The sequence below is a fragment of the Streptococcus oralis genome (assembly GCF_023109155.1).
Classification (GTDB): Bacteria; Bacillota; Bacilli; order Lactobacillales; family Streptococcaceae; genus Streptococcus; species Streptococcus oralis_BZ.
In genome coordinates, this window is sequence record NZ_JALDUA010000001.1 from 116,017 (window position 1) to 133,130 (window position 17,114).

Here is a 17,114-nt window from a genome sequence, read left to right on the forward strand (position 1 = left end):
TTTCTTGATTTAAATGAAATAAAATACAGTTTTTTTCTTGACAAACGAGAATAGGAATAGTATTATTTATACAATAATAAAGTATAAAAACAAAAGGAGGCTCTTCTATGAATAAAGTGAAGAAGGTGTTGATGACGATGTTTGGTTTGCTTATGTTTCCCTTATTATTTGCTTGTAGTAACACTCAATCCCAAGGTATTGAAGCCATTAAGGCTAAAGGAAAATTGGTGGTGGCCCTAAATCCAGAGTTTGCTCCATTTGAATACCAGAAATTGGTTGATGGGAAAAATCAGATTGTAGGTTCAGATGTTGAGCTAGCCAAAGTCATCGCAAAAGAACTAGGTGTAGAAGTGGAGTTCTCTCCAATGAGTTTTGACAATGTACTGGCTAGTCTTGATTCAGGCAAGGCCGATCTTGCCATATCAGGGGTTTCTAAAACAGAAGAGAGAAGTCAAGTTTACGATTTTTCAATTCCCTACTACACTTCGAAAAATAAGGTTATCGTAAGAAAATCTGAATTAACAAATTACCAATCAGTCAAGGATTTGGCTCAGAAAAAGGTTGGAGCGCAGAAAGGTTCTATCCAGGAAACTCTGGCCAAAGAAACCCTGCAGAATGCTTCACTCGTCTCACTTCCTAAAAATGGAAATTTGATAACAGATTTGAAATCAGGGCAACTAGATGCGGTTATCTTTGAGGAACCAGTGGCAAAAGGATTTGTAGAGAATAATCCAGACCTAGCCATCGCTGAGTTTGATTTTGACAATGACAAAGAAGATTCCTACGCTGTTGCGATGAAAAAAGACAGTAAAGAATTAAAAGAGGCGGTTGACAAAACCATCCAGAAGTTGAAGGATTCTGGGGAGTTGGACAAATTGATTGACGATGCTTTTAAAGCCTCTATCGAAAAATAGAAAGAAGGAAGAGAAATGAGTAAGGAAAAAGTCATTTTAGCCTATTCAGGTGGATTAGATACATCAGTTGCTATTACATGGTTAAAAAAAGACTATGATGTGATCGCTGTTTGTATGGATGTGGGTGAAGGAAAAGATTTGGAGTTCATCCACGATAAAGCTCTCAAGGTTGGGGCTGTTGAGTCTTATGTCATTGATGTTAAGGAAGAATTTGCTAACGACTATGTTTTAGTGGCCCTTCAGGCTCATGCCTACTACGAACAAAAGTACCCCTTGGTATCTGCTCTGAGTCGCCCTCTTATTTCAAAAAAACTCGTTGAAATAGCTCATCAGACGGGGGCAACCACAATTGCCCATGGTTGTACAGGCAAGGGAAACGACCAAGTTCGGTTTGAAGTCTCTATTGCAGCTTTGGATCCCAATCTAAAGGTAGTTGCGCCTGTTCGTGAGTGGAAATGGTCTCGTGAAGAAGAAATCCAATATGCAAAAGAAAACGGCGTTCCAGTTCCTGCTGACCTTGACAATCCTTACTCTGTCGATCAAAATCTTTGGGGACGTGCAAATGAATGTGGTGTTTTGGAAAACCCTTGGAACCAAGCGCCAGAAGAAGCATTTGGAATCACATCTTCGCCAGAAGAGGCACCAGACAGTCCAGAATTTATTGACATTGAGTTTAGTTGCGGGGTGCCTATCTCCCTCAATGGAGAGAAGATGAAAGTGGCTACTTTGATTCAAAAGCTAAATGAAATTGCGGGCAAACACGGTGTCGGTCGTATTGACCATGTGGAAAATCGTTTAGTCGGTATTAAGTCAAGAGAGATTTATGAGTGCCCAGGTGCGGTGACTTTATTGGCAGCTCATAAGGAGATTGAGGACTTGACTCTTGTGAGAGAAGTGGCTCATTTCAAACCTATTATCGAAAATGAGTTGTCCAATCTCATCTATAATGCCTTGTGGTTTAGCCCAGCAACTCAGGCTTTGATTGCCTATATCAAGGAGACACAGAAAGTTGTCAATGGAACTGCAAAAGTTAAACTCTACAAGGGGAACGCCCAGGTAGTGGCTCGGAAATCTCCAAATTCTCTTTACGATGAAAATTTGGCGACTTATACCAGTGCGGATACCTTTGACCAAGATGCGGCTGTTGGCTTTATCAAGCTTTGGGGGCTTCCGACTAAGGTTTATTCAGAAGTTCAGAAAAATGTTGAGTAGTGACGCGATAGAAAGGGACGACAGGATATGTCGAAAAATACAAAATTATGGGGTGGTCGATTTGAAGGCACTGTGGAAGATTGGGTAGAACAGTTCGGTGCGAGTATTTCCTTTGACCACCAGCTAGCAAAATTTGATTTGATGGGTTCCCTAGCTCATGTTCAAATGCTAGGACAGACCGGCATTTTGAGCTCGGAAGAGGCAGAGCAGATCCAAGATGGTCTGAAAGCTTTGTTGCGAGATTTAGAGGCAGGAGAGCTTCATTTTGATATTGCAAATGAAGATATTCATATGAATATGGAAGTGTTGCTGACAGAGAAAATCGGTCCTCTGGCTGGGAAACTACACACGGCTCGTTCTCGGAATGACCAAGTCGCAACAGATATGCACTTATATCTAAAGGAGCAGTTTGGCCATGTCTTGGATAAGTTGGCGAATCTGAACAGTGTTTTGCTGGATATGGCTGAACAACATGTGGAAACCATCATGCCAGGCTATACCCATTTGCAGCACGCCCAACCGATTAGTTTTGCCCACCATCTCATGGCTTATTACAATATGTTCCAAAGGGATAGCGAGCGCTTTGCATTTAACTTGAAGCATACGGACCTATCTCCCCTGGGTGCGGCTGCCTTGGCGGGGACAACTTTTCCAATCGATCGTCAATTATCGAGTGATTTATTGGGCTTTCAGCAACCCTATACCAATTCCTTGGACGCAGTGAGTGACCGTGATTTTATCTTGGAATTTCTATCAAATGCCAGCATTTTGATGATGCATATGAGCCGTTTTTGTGAAGAAATCATCAATTGGTGCAGTTTTGAGTATCAGTACATTAGCTTGTCTGATAGCTTTTCAACGGGTTCGTCTATCATGCCCCAGAAGAAAAATCCTGATATGGCCGAATTGATTCGAGGGAAGACAGGCCGAGTTTACGGGAACTTGCTTGGACTATTGACCGTCATGAAGTCTTTGCCTCTGGCCTATAATAAGGATTTGCAAGAGGACAAGGAAGGCATGTTTGATACAGTAGACACGATTTTGAATTCTCTGGATGTGTTGGCAGGTATGCTATCGAGCATGCAGGTTAATCAGGCCAAAATGCAGCAATCTACAGAGAATGATTTTTCGAATGCGACCGAACTGGCAGATTATTTGGCTGAAAAAGGCCTCCCTTTTAGAGAAGCGCATGAAATAGTAGGGAAATTGGTTCTAGACTCTATCAAGCATGGTAAAAATATCCAAGATTGGGATTTGAAGGAGTTGCAAGTCTACCATCCCTTGATTGAAGAGGATATTTATATCTACTTGCGTCCAGAAACTGCTGTTCAGAGACGGAATTCCTTAGGAGGAACTGGCTTTGAGCAAGTGAAATACCAGATAGAACAAGCGAAGAAAGAACTTAAAGGGGAAAATTGATTCGTTTGCAAAGGAAGAAAGAGAGGTTGAGATGATTTATCAGCCTCTTTCTTGTCTTCTCTAACCAAGCGTGTTATAATGAATACTGCTCAAGCGACCTTCAATCGTTGAAGCACACACGACCTTCAATCGTGAATAAACGAATAGATGGGAGACTTACCATGAGTGATAACTCTAAAACACGTGTTGTTGTGGGGATGAGTGGTGGTGTTGATTCGTCGGTGACGGCTCTCTTGCTCAAGGAGCAGGGCTACGATGTGATCGGTATCTTCATGAAGAACTGGGATGACACAGACGAAAACGGCGTCTGTACGGCGACCGAGGATTACAAGGATGTGGCTGCGGTGGCAGACCAGATCGGCATTCCCTACTACTCTGTTAATTTTGAAAAAGAGTACTGGGACCGCGTCTTTGAGTATTTCCTAGCGGAATACCGTGCGGGGCGCACGCCAAATCCAGATGTTATGTGCAACAAGGAAATCAAGTTCAAGGCCTTTTTGGACTATGCCATGACCTTGGGTGCAGATTATGTAGCGACTGGGCATTATGCTCGAGTGGCGCGTGATGAGGACGGGACAGTTCACATGCTTCGTGGCGTGGACAATGGCAAGGATCAGACCTATTTCCTCAGCCAACTTTCTCAAGAACAACTCCAAAAAACCATGTTCCCACTGGGGCATTTGGAAAAGCCTGAAGTTCGCAGACTAGCAGAAGAAGCTGGACTTGCGACTGCCAAGAAGAAAGATTCGACAGGGATTTGCTTTATCGGAGAAAAGAACTTTAAAAACTTTCTCAGCAACTACCTGCCAGCTCAGCCTGGTCGCATGATGACTGTGGATGGTCGCGATATGGGGGAGCATGCAGGTATGATGTATTATACGATTGGTCAGCGTGGTGGACTCGGTATCGGTGGGCAACACGGCGGTGACAATGCACCGTGGTTCGTTGTCGGAAAAGACCTAAGCAAGAATATCCTCTATGTAGGCCAAGGATTCTACCATGACTCGCTTATGTCAACAAGCCTAGAAGCCAGTCAAGTCCACTTTACTCGTAACATGCCAGAGGAATTTACACTAGAATGTACAGCTAAATTCCGCTACCGTCAGCCTGATTCTAAGGTGACAGTACATGTCAAAGGAGATAAGGCAGAAGTTATCTTTGCGGAACCGCAACGCGCAATCACACCAGGACAGGCGGTTGTCTTTTATGATGGCGATGAGTGTCTCGGTGGCGGTTTGATTGATAATGCTTATCGAGATGGACAAGTTTGTCAGTACATTTAGATTGACAAATTTTCTCAATTTGCTACAATAATAAAAGCAATAGAAATGATGGTCAAAGCTCATGGATGTTGCAGGCTTTTTTGTCCTGCACTTCTTTGGAGTTTTGACTGTTTTTGTGTCGTTTAAGAGAAAGGACAAAAATGACTCAACCAGACTTTCGGACAAAAGTGGGAAATACTGTTTTTGGTGTTCGGGCGACAGCCTTGATTCTCCAAAATGGCAAACTTCTAGTCGCCAAAGATAAGGGCAAGTATTACACTATCGGCGGTGCGATTCAAGTCAATGAAAGCACGGAAGACGCGGTAGTCCGTGAAGTGAAGGAAGAACTAGGTGTCAAAGCTCAAGCTGGACAGCTAGCTTTCGTGGTTGAAAATCGTTTTGAAGAAGATGGTGTCTATTGGCACAACATCGAGTTTCATTATCTGGTGGACTTGCTTGAGGATGCCCCATTGACCATGCAGGAAGACGAAAAAATGCAGCCTTGTGAGTGGATTGACTTGGATGAACTCCAGAATATCCAGCTAGTTCCAGCCTTTTTAAAAACAGCCCTACCAGATTGGGACGGCCAACTAAGACACATTCATCTTGAGGAATAGGAGAGAAAATGACTTATAATTTTACGGAAGAATACGATATTATTGTAGTCGGTGCGGGGCACGCTGGGGTGGAGGCATCTCTAGCTGCTAGCCGTATGGGCTGTAAGGTCTTGCTTGCGACCATCAACATTGAAATGCTGGCTTTCATGCCATGCAATCCCTCTATCGGAGGTTCTGCCAAGGGGATTGTCGTGCGTGAAGTCGATGCCCTCGGTGGCGAGATGGCCAAGACCATTGACAAGACTTACATCCAGATGAAGATGCTCAATACTGGGAAAGGTCCAGCTGTCCGTGCCCTTCGTGCGCAAGCTGACAAGGAGCTTTACTCTAAGGAGATGCGCAAGACAGTTGAAAATCAAGAAAATCTGACCCTTCGTCAAACCATGATTGATGAGATTTTGGTGGAAGATGACAAGGTTGTCGGTGTTCGTACAGCTACCCATCAAGAGTATGGAGCAAAAGCGGTTATTGTAACCACAGGAACAGCCCTCCGCGGAGAAATCATCATTGGAGATCTCAAGTACTCGTCTGGCCCTAACCACAGTCTGGCTTCGATTAACCTAGCTGACAACCTCAAGGAGCTGGGCCTTGAAATTGGTCGTTTCAAGACAGGAACACCTCCACGTGTCAAGGCTTCTTCTATCAATTACGACGTGACAGAGATTCAGCCAGGGGACGAAGCGCCAAATCACTTCTCATATACTTCACGTGATGAGGACTATGTCAAGGATCAAGTGCCATGCTGGTTGACCTATACCAATGGTACCAGTCATGAAATTATCCAAAATAACCTCCATCGTGCGCCTATGTTTACAGGTGTGGTCAAGGGAGTGGGACCTCGTTACTGTCCGTCGATTGAGGACAAGATTGTTCGCTTTGCGGACAAGGAACGTCACCAACTCTTCCTTGAGCCAGAAGGGCGCAATACAGAGGAAGTCTATGTTCAGGGTCTTTCAACCAGTCTACCTGAGGATGTCCAACGTGATTTGGTTCATTCCATCAAAGGTTTGGAAAATGCTGAAATGATGCGTACTGGTTATGCCATTGAGTACGACATGGTCTTGCCACACCAGTTGCGTGCGACTCTGGAAACCAAGAAAATCTCAGGACTCTTTACTGCTGGTCAGACAAATGGAACGTCAGGTTACGAAGAAGCTGCTGGCCAAGGGATTATCGCTGGTATCAATGCGGCTCTAAAAATACAAGGCAAACCTGAGTTGATTTTGAAGCGCAGCGACGGTTATATTGGGGTCATGATTGATGACTTGGTGACCAAGGGAACTATTGAACCCTATCGTCTCTTGACCAGTCGTGCTGAATACCGTCTCATCCTCCGTCATGACAATGCTGATATGCGTTTGACAGAGATGGGGCGCGAGATTGGCCTCGTTGATGATGAACGCTGGGATCGTTTTGAAATCAAGAAAAATCAATTTGACAATGAAATGAAGCGCCTAGACAGTATCAAACTCAAGCCAGTCAAAGAAACCAATGCTAAGGTTGAGGAAATGGGCTTCAAGCCGTTGACAGATGCGGTGACAGCCAAAGAATTCCTTCGCCGTCCAGAAGTTTCTTACCAAGATGTGGTGGCCTTCATCGGACCAGCTGCTGAGGACTTGGATGACAAGATTATCGAATTGATTGAAACAGAAATCAAGTACGAAGGCTATATTTCCAAAGCTATGGACCAGGTTGCCAAGATGAAACGCATGGAAGAAAAACGCATTCCAGCCAATATTGACTGGGATGACATTGATTCTATCGCGACAGAAGCTCGTCAGAAGTTCAAACTCATCAATCCAGAAACCATCGGCCAAGCTAGCCGTATTTCGGGAGTAAACCCAGCAGATATTTCTATTTTGATGGTGTATTTGGAAGGTAAAAATCGTAGTATTTCTAAAAATCAAGAAAAAAAAGCATAGAGAAAAACAGCTCCGAAGACGGGGCTGTTTTTTTTGACTTGTATTCAATGAAAATCAAAGAGTATTATTCTTCATCTGGCGTGAGGATCATAGGGATAATAATCGGCTCACGTTCTGTATTTTCATAGAGGAAAGGACGAATAGCGTTGACAATGGCACCATTGACAGATTGCACGCTAGCATCTTTGTTCTTCAGCGCGATACGAATAGCATTGAAGAGGATGCGCTGGCTTTGGCGAATCAAGTCTCCAGATTCTCTCATGTAGACAAAGCCTCGGCTGAGGATATCTGGACCAGACAAGATCATTTTAGACTTGAAGTCAACAGTTGCGACTGCTAGAACGACACCATCTTCAGATAGATCTCTGCGGTCTTTGAGGACAGCCGCACCGATTTCACCGATACGATTTCCATCAACATAGATGTCTTGGGCATTGAAATGACCTGCGATACGAGCTGAGTCAGCAGTAAGGGCAAGCACATCACCATTGCTCATGATAAAGATATTGTCCTTCTCGACACCCGTATCCACCGCTAGTCCAGCATGGACTTTCTGCATGCGGTATTCACCGTGGACAGGCATGAAGTATTTCGGCTTGATCAAACGGAGCATGAGTTTTTGCTCTTGCTGACCACCGTGTCCAGAGGTGTGGATATTGTTAATCTTACCGTGGATGACTTCGACACCAGCTTCAGAAATGATGTTAATCAACTTGTTGACGCTAGTCGTGTTTCCAGGGATTGGGCTAGAAGAGAAGATAACAGTATCGCCGGGTTGGAGTTGCACCTGACGGTGGGTTCCGTTAGCGATACGAGAGAGGGCTGCCATCGGCTCGCCTTGACTACCTGTACAGAGGATCAGAACCTCGCCTGCAGGATAATCTTTGATTTCATTTGGCTCGATAAAGGTTCCCTTAGGAGCTTTGATGTAGCCAAGCTCGATCCCGTTGACAATGGCCTTTTCCATAGAACGACCAAAGACCGCAATCTTGCGTCCAGTCTTAACAGCAGCATCTGTTGCTTGCTGGAGACGGAAGATATTTGAGGCAAAGGATGCAAAGATGATACGTCCTTCGATGCCTTGGATGATCTTCATGATGGACTGACCAACGACTTTTTCAGAGTTGGTAAAGGTTGGTACTTCTGCATTCGTCGAGTCAGACAGGAGACAGAGTACGCCTTCTTCACCAAGGGCTGCCATACGGTGCAAGTCCGCTGGTTCCCCAACTGGAGTAAAGTCAAACTTAAAGTCACCCGTACAGACGATTTTACCGTGAGGAGTATGAATGACAATCCCCAAAGGCTCTGGAATGGAGTGAGTAGTTCTAAAGAAAGTTGCCTTGAGATTTTTAAAGGTCAACTCAGTGTTGTGGTTGATTTCGTAAAGTTTGGCGTTGCGCAAGAGGCCGTGTTCTTCGAGTTTTCCACGGATCAAAGCCAGGGCAAGTGGTCCAGCGTAAATAGGGACATTTGCTTGCTTGAGCAGGAAAGGAATCCCACCGATGTGGTCCTCGTGTCCGTGTGTAATCAAAACAGCCTTGACGCGGTCGATATTGTCCACGATGTAAGAGTAATCAGGAATGACATAGTCGATACCCAGCAAGTCATCTTCTGGGAATTTAATCCCAGCATCGACGATAATAATCTCGTCTTGGTATTCAATTCCGTATGTGTTTTTTCCGATTTCTCCCAGACCACCGATGGCAAAAACGCCGACTTCTTCAGGTTTAAGAGTGTAGGCCATATTAGAACTCCGTAATCTCGAAAGCGCCAGTTTCTTTTTCGTAATCTAGCAATTTGTCAGACAAGAGTTCGATGAACTCGATGTTGTACTCTGGGCGGTTTTCTTCGACAAGTTGGCGAGCAGCGATACGGCCCTCAAGTTCTGAGTTGGCATCGATGTCTAGGTAAAGTGAGCGTGTTGTTTCACGACGTGGGCTACGTTCTTTTGTTTCTTGATAAAAAACTTTGTAAATCATATAGTTCCTTTCTATTTACAGGTCAGCTTATTCCAAACTTTTAGCAGAGATTTGCTTGATTTCATTCCATTTTGTGTCTAGATTGACCTTGATTCGTTACAATTATTTCAATTATACCACAAAATGAAAAATTAGTAAAAGACGGAAATGGAGAAAGTCTGGAGGGGAAGAAGGAGCAAAAAGACAGGTAGGATTTGGTCGGAGAGCGCTTAGGTGTTATAATGAAAGGGGGAATCTAAAGAGATAGTAGATTTGAGGAAGAATATAGTTCTAGTTTCATTAATCGTTGGTGTAGATGGTTGGGGCAGAATGATATCTTTGAAAAAAGAAAAAGCCCTTGAGAAATCTCGAGAGCAACCAAAAAGGCTGAGACAAAACTCGGGGATTTTCCTGGAGCAGTCCAGATGGCAGCACCTCTACCTGAAGCGAATGCATCGCAACCTTTGAATGACTTGTCACCAAATCAAACTCGATCTCAGCCTTTACTTAATTCTATCATCTATGAGGCTAAGAAGTCAATCTATAAGTATAACGATGTAGACATAGCATGGAGTGGAGCGCTTACTAAAAGGTAAAGACAAGCACTTAATTTAAGAGTAAGCAAAAAGAGAGGACCAATGGTAGTCAGGGGTCTTTGCAGCTCAAAGCTGAGGGCAGTCCCACACCCGTACCAGAAGTTGGTACCTTTGAACGCTCTGTCACCAGTCGCCCTACATTATCCTCCCAATATTTATACTTTACTATAACTTACTGAGTGAATCAACTTTAAAAGCATCAAAAAGCTCCTGACCGAAGTCAAGAGCCATCTAACACTTGGGGCGAATTGTTCAATCGCAATTTCAGTTCTTTAGAAACCAAAGTTTCAGGGATAGCACTGCAACCCGAAGAGTCAACAACTCAACCTGATTTTCCTACCAGTGTTGAATTACATTTTAACATTGATAGACCAACACTGTCAACAGTTTATATAAAAATAGCAATACCAAAAGGAGGATTAAGAATGTTTAGTTTGTTTGAATTTGCAGTAGGGGTTCGCCTCTTGATGTTTGTAGTCTTTGTAGCCTGTGTCTATGGGGGGAATGCCCTGTTTGTTCATCTGGAACACCGCAAAACAAAATTCCTTTGGAAGCTTGCTTTTGTGACGCTCTATTCAATTTTTCTCCTCCTGGTCACCTATGTTGTCTGGCTCGTTTTCTACTTTGGTTTAAATGCCTAAAGTCAATTATTCCTCTAGATATACAGAGAATCCACCTCGTCTTTAGATGGGATGGACTTTTTCTATTTTTAGTTGATATCTTTATTTTTACGACGATGTTCTTTCGTATCAAAAATCGAGTTGAAACATAAATGCTTGCTCCAAATTTTTTACAAAGAACTTTTCAATTTCCTTGTTCACTTTTCTATTCAAAAAAGCTACAACTTTTTTGAATTTTTTGTGCAGAATTGCTTGTTTAAGTGGCAGGCACTTTTGTTTGGAAATAAAGAAAATTCCCATGCGCTGGCTTTTGTAGTATAATAGTAAACAGACAAAAAGATAGGAATGTGTTATGAAAGTATTAGCTTTTGATACGTCCAGCAAGGCTCTTTCTCTAGCCATTTTAGAGGACAAGCAGGTTCTTGCCGAGATGACGATTAATATCAAGAAGAATCACAGTATTACCCTCATGCCAGCCATCGATTTTTTGATGGCAAGTTTGGATTGGACACCCAAGGATTTGGATCGAATCGTGGTAGCTGAAGGACCAGGTAGCTACACAGGTTTGCGAATCGCGGTAGCAACTGCCAAGACCTTGGCTCATACCCTGAACATTGAGTTAGTTGGTGTGTCTAGTTTGCTGGCTTTAGTTCCAGAGCAGGTGGAGGGTTTGGTCATTCCTGTCATGGATGCCCGCCGCAATAATGTCTATGCTGGCTTTTACCAGTCTGGTCAGGCTGTGTGGCCGGAAGCTCATCTGCCTTTGGCAGAGGTTTTGGAAATAGCTGGCGCTGCTAACCAGTCAGTCACCTTTGTCGGAGAGACAGCAGATTTTACGGAGCAGATTGAAGTGGCTCTTCCTCAGGCTACCCTTCAGCCAACTTTGCCAAACGCGGCGGCTGTTGGTCGTCTCGGTTTAGACCTGCCTTCCCAGTCCATTCATGACTTTGTTCCTAACTATCTCAAGCGTGTTGAGGCTGAGGAAAACTGGCTCAAGAACCATACCGAGTCTGGTGAGTCCTACATTAAACGTCTATGATAGAAATCAAAAGAATCCAAAGACAGCCTGACCTGGCTCAAGCAATCTACGCTGTTATGGTAACAGTTTACCCAGTCAGTCCTTGGGCACTGGAACAAATCCAAGCAGACCTGTCCCAAGACCAGACTTGGTACGCTCTAGCTTATGATGGGGCAGAAGTGATTGGCTTTCTAGCCGTTCAGGAGAATCTCTTTGAAGCAGAAGTCTTGCAGATTGCTGTACTGCCTAGCTATCAGGGTCAGGGAATTGCGTCAGCCTTGTTTGCTCAATTGCCAGCGGATAAGGAGATTTTCCTCGAAGTCAGAAAGTCAAACCAACGAGCGCAAGCATTTTACAAGAAAGAAAAGATGGCGGTCATCGCTGAGCGAAAGGCCTACTACCATGACCCAGTCGAGGACGCCATCATCATGAAGAGAGAAATAGATGAAGGATAGATATATTTTAGCATTTGAGACATCCTGTGATGAGACCAGTGTTGCCGTACTGAAAAACGATGACGAGCTCTTGTCCAATGTCATTGCGAGTCAAATTGAGAGTCACAAGCGTTTTGGGGGCGTAGTACCAGAAGTAGCTAGTCGTCACCATGTCGAGGTTATTACAGCCTGCATCGAGGAGGCGCTAGCAGAAGCAGGGATTACCGAAGCGGATGTGACAGCTGTTGCCGTTACTTATGGACCTGGATTGGTTGGAGCACTGCTAGTTGGTTTGTCAGCTGCCAAGGCCTTTGCTTGGGCTCAAGGACTTCCGCTGATCCCCGTGAATCACATGGCGGGTCACCTCATGGCAGCTCAAAGCGTGGAGCCTTTGGAGTTTCCCTTGCTAGCCCTCTTGGTCAGCGGTGGGCACACGGAGTTGGTCTATGTTTCTGAGGCTGGGGATTATAAGATTGTTGGGGAAACGCGGGATGATGCAGTTGGTGAGGCCTATGATAAGGTCGGCCGTGTCATGGGCTTGACCTATCCAGCAGGTCGCGAGATTGATGAGCTAGCTCATCAAGGGCAAGATATTTATGATTTCCCTCGTGCCATGATTAAGGAGGACAATCTAGAGTTTTCATTCTCAGGTTTGAAGTCTGCCTTTATCAATCTTTACCACAATGCCGAGCAAAAGGGAGAAAGCTTGTCCAAGGAAGACCTGTCAGCATCTTTCCAAGCAGCAGTCATGGATATTCTCATGGCCAAAACCAAGAAGGCTTTGGGAAAATATCCTGTTAAAACCCTAGTCGTGGCCGGTGGCGTGGCAGCTAATAAAGGGCTCAGAGAACGTCTAGCAGCCGAAATCACAGATGTCAAGGTTATCATCCCACCTCTACGCCTTTGCGGAGACAATGCAGGTATGATTGCCTATGCTAGCGTTAGCGAGTGGAATAAAGAAAACTTTGCAGGCTTGGACCTCAACGCCAAACCAAGCCTCGCCTTTGATACTATAGAATAAAGAGTCAGCTTTGAGCTGGCTTTTTTGATAAAATATTTTATAATATGCTAAAAAAGTAAAAATTTTTACGAATAGAAAAGTGAAGTGAGTTGATAAGGGAGTAAGGAGATGATTGAAAAACAAGAATTGGGAGAATTTTACAAGGAATTGCGGCTGGCGAGGAAACTCAAGCAGTCAGATGTGGCTTGTGAGGGCCTGACAGCATCCCAGTTATCCAAGTTTGAACTGGGACAGTCTATGCTGTCTGCGGATAAACTGATACTAGCAATCCAAGGTATAAATGTGACCTTTGATGAGTTTGGGCACAAGCTTAATAGCTATCAAGAATCCCCACATATGCGATTTGGACGAAAAGTTGTAGATCGCTTTGCCCATCAAGATATAGCAGGTTTAGAGCAACTATTAGAGAAGGTCGAGCAGGAACAAATGGCACAGACTTATCGTCGTTTGAATGCTATTGTGATTAAAAACGCTATCCATTCTCTGGATAAAAACTATCTGCTAGAAGAGGAGGATAGCGAGTTTTTGACTAGCTACCTCTATGCTATCGAGTCTTGGACCTGGTTTGAACTTTATCTTTTTTGCAATACCATGCCCTTCTTGAGCAATCAAGATTTGATCTTTTTATCTACCTCTTTACTTGAAAAATCCAAGGAATTTAAAGAGTTGGTACACAATCTATTGTATATGAAAAGTGGCTTTCTGAATATCATATCAGAACTCATAGAGCGTAAACTTTTCTCCTATATCCCAATCTTTGAGGCCGAGTTGGGGAGCATGCTCCGACCATACGATGTTTTTGAGAGATTATTGTGGCAATTTTTAAAGAAATTGAGTGTTTTTCTTCAAACCAAAGGAGGTAATCAAAAAGAGATTGAAAGCTATCTCCAATCTCTACAAGTATTAGAAAATCCACAATTAACCGCCCTTTTTGAATTACGCTTCCAACAATACAAAGAGCTTATCGATTAGTTAGAAAAGGTGAAATGATAATAATATCAGCAACGATTGTCAATAATGTTAAGACTTGTTTCTTCATTTTGTATCCTCCTATCTAATAGTAACCATATTATATCAGTGAAAGAGTCAATTCTATAAAAATCGCAAATGTGAAATTTCTATAAGAAAAAATATCAAATATGCGATTTTCTAAAATGTGGTGATTTCCGTGTTATACTATCCTTGTAAATCATTTGAAGCAAATCCTAGGTCGCAGGAGTGGTTTACAAATAAAAATAATTGAAGGAGTGTAAATGATGTTGAATTTACAATATGCAGAAACAATGGAACTGACAGAAGCTGAGTTGGAGAAGGTTTACGGTGGAGATTTTGTGTATACTGCCAATATCCCAGGAGGAGGTGGTGGAACTGCTCTACCGATTTGGGGAGGTGGAGGTATTGGACCAAGCCCTTACGGAGCTTTTGATTGGATGAAAGGACTCTGGGCAGGCTTGGCTGAAAGAAGACGTAAATAAAACTTAAAAGGATCAACTATGAAAAGGAAAGAAACGAAATTTTATTTAGGGACAATTTTGGTACTCGTGTCCTATTACTCGATTTTTAATCTTGTAGCAAAATTAGACTCAGTGAACCAGTTATCCGATTTTGGATTTTATGGGATTCAAATTTTACTTATAATAATTGAGGGAATTACTGCTACTAAGGTTCTTGTCAAGAGTCAACGTTGGAAAGATTATGGTCGCTTCGAGTTTCGTTGGCCCTATCTAGTTATCTTCTTTCTTTCCTTTATATTGATGTTTTTGTGGGTAAATATAACGACTCAGATCTTCCCCAGTACGCAAAATGGGAGTGCAATAGTGAAAGAAGCAGCTAATTTGACAGGAATTAGTTACTTTGTAACGCGCATTCTCTATGGCAGTCTCATTGCTCCGATAGTTGAAGAATTGGTCTTTCGTGGGCTTCTGATGACAGCACTATCTAAATTGAAAAAGTACTATATAGATGTCATCGTTTCCTCCACTCTCTTTAGTCTCATTCATGTTTTGCAGTATGGATGGGTGTTAACAGACTTCATCATTTATGCTGGAGCAAGTCTGCTACTCTGTATATTTTTTCGTTATACACGTTCAGTTTATTGGTCAATAGCACTCCACATCTTGTGGAATAGCTTTTTAATCATCGTGAGCTTATTGGTGTTTGGCTACTAGATTTAGCAGAAATATTTACATCACATAGATAAGGCTGACTTCCCAGTCTTTTTCTTATCTCCAATATCTAATAATAGTCCTTGTTCAATTCCTTGTTACCTTAAATGAAAAAGTAATTTTAGAATCTAACCACGGAATCTGACTCTATCAAAGTTTGTCAATCATAGACTTTTTTTGTATAGTAGAAATATGAAGTTTAATAAAATAGTCAGTAGTCTGCTTGCTCTTGGAGCTTTACTCATGCTTTTATCAGCTTGCCAGAATATCAAAAAGACACAACTGGTCTTGTTTGAATCCCTTTCGTTCGGTATGTCTCCTAAATCTTTTGAAGAAGGATTGGGAAAGGCTAGCGAGGTGGAGGAAGAAGAGGAAATGGCCTATCGCGACACTTGGCGTGCAGAAGACCCTTATTTCTATAAAACAGGCCGCCTTTTCTATCACTATGAACAGATTACTTTGAAAGGCTATACTGGTCGAGCAACCTTTACATTTTCAAAATCACATCACTTGGAAACAGTAGCGGCTTATTTTCCCCGTTTCCTCAAAAGCTGAGCAGCAAGCATTGCTCGATACCTTATCCCAGAATGTAAAAACAGAACTTGAAGCTCTTCCAGATTACCAGTCTATGACCACTGATCCGGTAGGACTATACGATGACGGTTATCGCTACAAGGTCAAGTTAAAAGGACAACAGTGGGAACTCTGGGTTGATGTCTATCCAACAGAAAATAAATATGCTACAGACACAGAAACCGATAAGTATACTATCCGAGTGGATCAATTTCTTATGTATCCATGATACTCCCTCTTCAGCACTTTTTGCTGACAATAAGTTTCGAATCCGAAACTTTTTTCTCTTCTTTGAATATGTTATAATAGTCCGTGCTGTAGCTGTGATGATGAACAGCCTCAATTGGAGAGAATATGAGGAGAAGGATGAAAGAAAAAGGATTTTGGGAAGGTGTTCAGGCAGCCATGCCGACTGCTCTTGGCTATGTCAGCATTGGTCTAGCCTGTGGGATTATTGGTGCGCCTTATGTGACACCTGTTGAGATGGGCTTGATGAGCCTCTTTGTTTATGCTGGGAGCGCCCAGTTTGCTATGTTGGCACTGATTGCGGTACAAGCGCCTGTGGCAGCTATTGCTATGACGGTCTTTTTGATCAACTTGCGACTCTTTTTGCTGAGCTTGCATGCATCGACCTATTTCCGTCATACTAGTCTTTGGCAAAATATCGGCATGTCCAGTCTCCTGACAGATGAGACCTATGGGGTTTTGATGGGAGAATTAGCCCATACAGACAAGGTCCATCCTATGTGGATGCACGGGAACAATCTCAATAGTTATGTAGCCTGGTTTATTGGGACAGTTGCGGGGACAGCTTTAGGTGGGCTTCTTCCAAATCCTGAGGTCTTTGGCTTGGACTTTGCCCTTGTTGGGATGTTTATCGGGATTTTTACTTCACAATTTCAGATTATGCAAAGACGGGTTCCTGTACGGAATCTGCTGCTGATTCTTGCAGTTGTTGCGGTGTCTTTCTTTTTGCTCTTGATAGTAGTGTCTCAGTCACTAGCTGTTCTGTTTGCGACCTTGCTAGGTTGTACCATGGGGGTGGTCTTAGATGGTCAGTAAGTATATTTTAATGGCAATCGTCTTTTCTGGATTAGTGACTTGGATTCCCCGCATGATTCCCTTCATCTTGGTCAAGTACAAGGGGTTGCCAGCTATCGTCGAGCGGTTTTTGAAGTTTTTGCCTGTTTCCATTATTTTTGCCTTGATCCTTTCAAGCGTAGTGACTGGAAAGGTTGGCAGCCTTCCCCAGATCAAATGGCTGGACTTTTTAGCAGTCTTTCCAACGGCTTGGATAGCCTTTCGCTACCGCAATCTAGTGGGTACGGTTCTTTTTGGAGTGGTCTTGATTGCAGTCTTGCGTCTAGTCTTTTAGTCAGCCAT

Annotated in this window: 17 protein-coding genes and 1 pseudogene; 16 read left to right on the top strand and 2 right to left on the bottom strand. The window is 43.2% G+C overall.

Annotated elements, in window-relative coordinates:
• The first annotated feature begins 107 nt into the window (after positions 1-107).
• The 6 genes from M1F63_RS00540 (at position 108) to mnmG (ending at position 7,346) form a co-directional block, all read left to right on the top strand.
• Positions 108-914, top strand: coding sequence for an ABC transporter substrate-binding protein (locus M1F63_RS00540; protein ID WP_247940472.1), 807 nt, complete (start codon positions 108-110; stop codon positions 912-914).
• A 15-nt stretch (positions 915-929) separates the two neighbouring features.
• On the top strand, positions 930-2,126 hold the full coding sequence (locus M1F63_RS00545; protein WP_000031910.1) for an argininosuccinate synthase: 1,197 nt from the start codon (positions 930-932) through the stop codon (positions 2,124-2,126).
• Positions 2,127-2,153: 27 nt separating this feature from the next.
• Complete coding sequence (gene argH, locus M1F63_RS00550) at positions 2,154-3,545, top strand: argininosuccinate lyase (protein WP_247940473.1); 1,392 nt, start codon at positions 2,154-2,156, stop codon at positions 3,543-3,545.
• A gap of 161 nt (positions 3,546-3,706) precedes the next feature.
• Entirely contained in the window at positions 3,707-4,828 is a 1,122-nt protein-coding gene (gene mnmA / locus M1F63_RS00555) for a tRNA 2-thiouridine(34) synthase MnmA (protein WP_247940474.1), read from the top strand.
• Positions 4,829-4,968: 140 nt separating this feature from the next.
• Positions 4,969-5,424, top strand: coding sequence for an NUDIX hydrolase (locus tag M1F63_RS00560; RefSeq protein WP_247940475.1), 456 nt, complete (start codon positions 4,969-4,971; stop codon positions 5,422-5,424).
• An 8-nt stretch (positions 5,425-5,432) separates the two neighbouring features.
• The gene (gene mnmG / locus M1F63_RS00565) at positions 5,433-7,346 is read left to right on the top strand and encodes a tRNA uridine-5-carboxymethylaminomethyl(34) synthesis enzyme MnmG (protein WP_247940476.1); all 1,914 of its coding nucleotides are present in this window, start codon (positions 5,433-5,435) and stop codon (positions 7,344-7,346) included.
• Positions 7,347-7,410: 64 nt separating this feature from the next.
• Here the strand turns inward: mnmG and rnjA are convergent, their stop codons facing one another.
• Both rnjA and M1F63_RS00575 read right to left on the bottom strand, forming a co-directional pair.
• Positions 7,411-9,090 carry a ribonuclease J1 gene (gene rnjA / locus M1F63_RS00570; protein ID WP_247940477.1) on the bottom strand — a complete coding sequence of 560 codons (1,680 nt, stop codon included), beginning with the start codon at positions 9,088-9,090 and terminating at the stop codon, positions 7,411-7,413.
• A 1-nt stretch (position 9,091) separates the two neighbouring features.
• A complete protein-coding gene (locus M1F63_RS00575) occupies positions 9,092-9,325 on the bottom strand; it encodes a DNA-dependent RNA polymerase subunit epsilon (RefSeq protein ID WP_000639581.1) in 234 nt (77 codons plus the stop codon).
• 1,000 nt (positions 9,326-10,325) lie between these two features.
• Here M1F63_RS00575 and M1F63_RS00580 point away from each other — a divergent pair.
• The 10 genes and pseudogenes from M1F63_RS00580 (at position 10,326) to M1F63_RS00625 (ending at position 17,106) form a co-directional block, all read left to right on the top strand.
• Positions 10,326-10,541, top strand: a complete 216-nt coding sequence (locus M1F63_RS00580) for a hypothetical protein (protein ID WP_000492029.1) — start codon at positions 10,326-10,328, stop codon at positions 10,539-10,541.
• 331 nt (positions 10,542-10,872) lie between these two features.
• Positions 10,873-11,559, top strand: a complete 687-nt coding sequence (gene tsaB, locus M1F63_RS00585) for a tRNA (adenosine(37)-N6)-threonylcarbamoyltransferase complex dimerization subunit type 1 TsaB (protein WP_247940478.1) — start codon at positions 10,873-10,875, stop codon at positions 11,557-11,559.
• A complete protein-coding gene (gene rimI / locus M1F63_RS00590) occupies positions 11,556-11,993 on the top strand; it encodes a ribosomal protein S18-alanine N-acetyltransferase (protein ID WP_000569857.1) in 438 nt (145 codons plus the stop codon). Before tsaB ends, rimI begins: the two co-directional genes overlap by 4 nt.
• The gene (tsaD, locus tag M1F63_RS00595) at positions 11,983-12,993 is read left to right on the top strand and encodes a tRNA (adenosine(37)-N6)-threonylcarbamoyltransferase complex transferase subunit TsaD (protein ID WP_247940479.1); all 1,011 of its coding nucleotides are present in this window, start codon (positions 11,983-11,985) and stop codon (positions 12,991-12,993) included. Before rimI ends, tsaD begins: the two co-directional genes overlap by 11 nt.
• Positions 12,994-13,101: 108 nt before the next feature.
• Positions 13,102-13,965, top strand: a complete 864-nt coding sequence (locus M1F63_RS00600) for an XRE/MutR family transcriptional regulator (protein WP_247940480.1) — start codon at positions 13,102-13,104, stop codon at positions 13,963-13,965.
• Positions 13,966-14,249: 284 nt separating this feature from the next.
• Positions 14,250-14,468 (top strand): hypothetical protein, encoded by a 219-nt coding sequence (locus M1F63_RS00605; protein WP_007520857.1) that lies wholly within the window; start codon positions 14,250-14,252, stop codon positions 14,466-14,468.
• Between the two features lie 18 nt (positions 14,469-14,486).
• Positions 14,487-15,161: a CPBP family intramembrane glutamic endopeptidase gene (locus M1F63_RS00610; RefSeq protein WP_247940481.1), complete on the top strand. Its 675-nt coding sequence runs from the start codon at positions 14,487-14,489 to the stop codon at positions 15,159-15,161.
• Between the two features lie 189 nt (positions 15,162-15,350).
• Positions 15,351-15,960: pseudogene (locus M1F63_RS00615) on the top strand (hypothetical protein).
• Positions 15,961-16,097: 137 nt separating this feature from the next.
• On the top strand, positions 16,098-16,793 hold the full coding sequence (locus tag M1F63_RS00620) for an AzlC family ABC transporter permease (RefSeq protein ID WP_000659751.1): 696 nt from the start codon (positions 16,098-16,100) through the stop codon (positions 16,791-16,793).
• Entirely contained in the window at positions 16,783-17,106 is a 324-nt protein-coding gene (locus M1F63_RS00625; protein ID WP_000253911.1) for an AzlD domain-containing protein, read from the top strand. The genes M1F63_RS00620 and M1F63_RS00625 overlap by 11 nt, the downstream gene beginning before the upstream one ends.
• Positions 17,107-17,114: the final 8 nt, after the last annotated feature.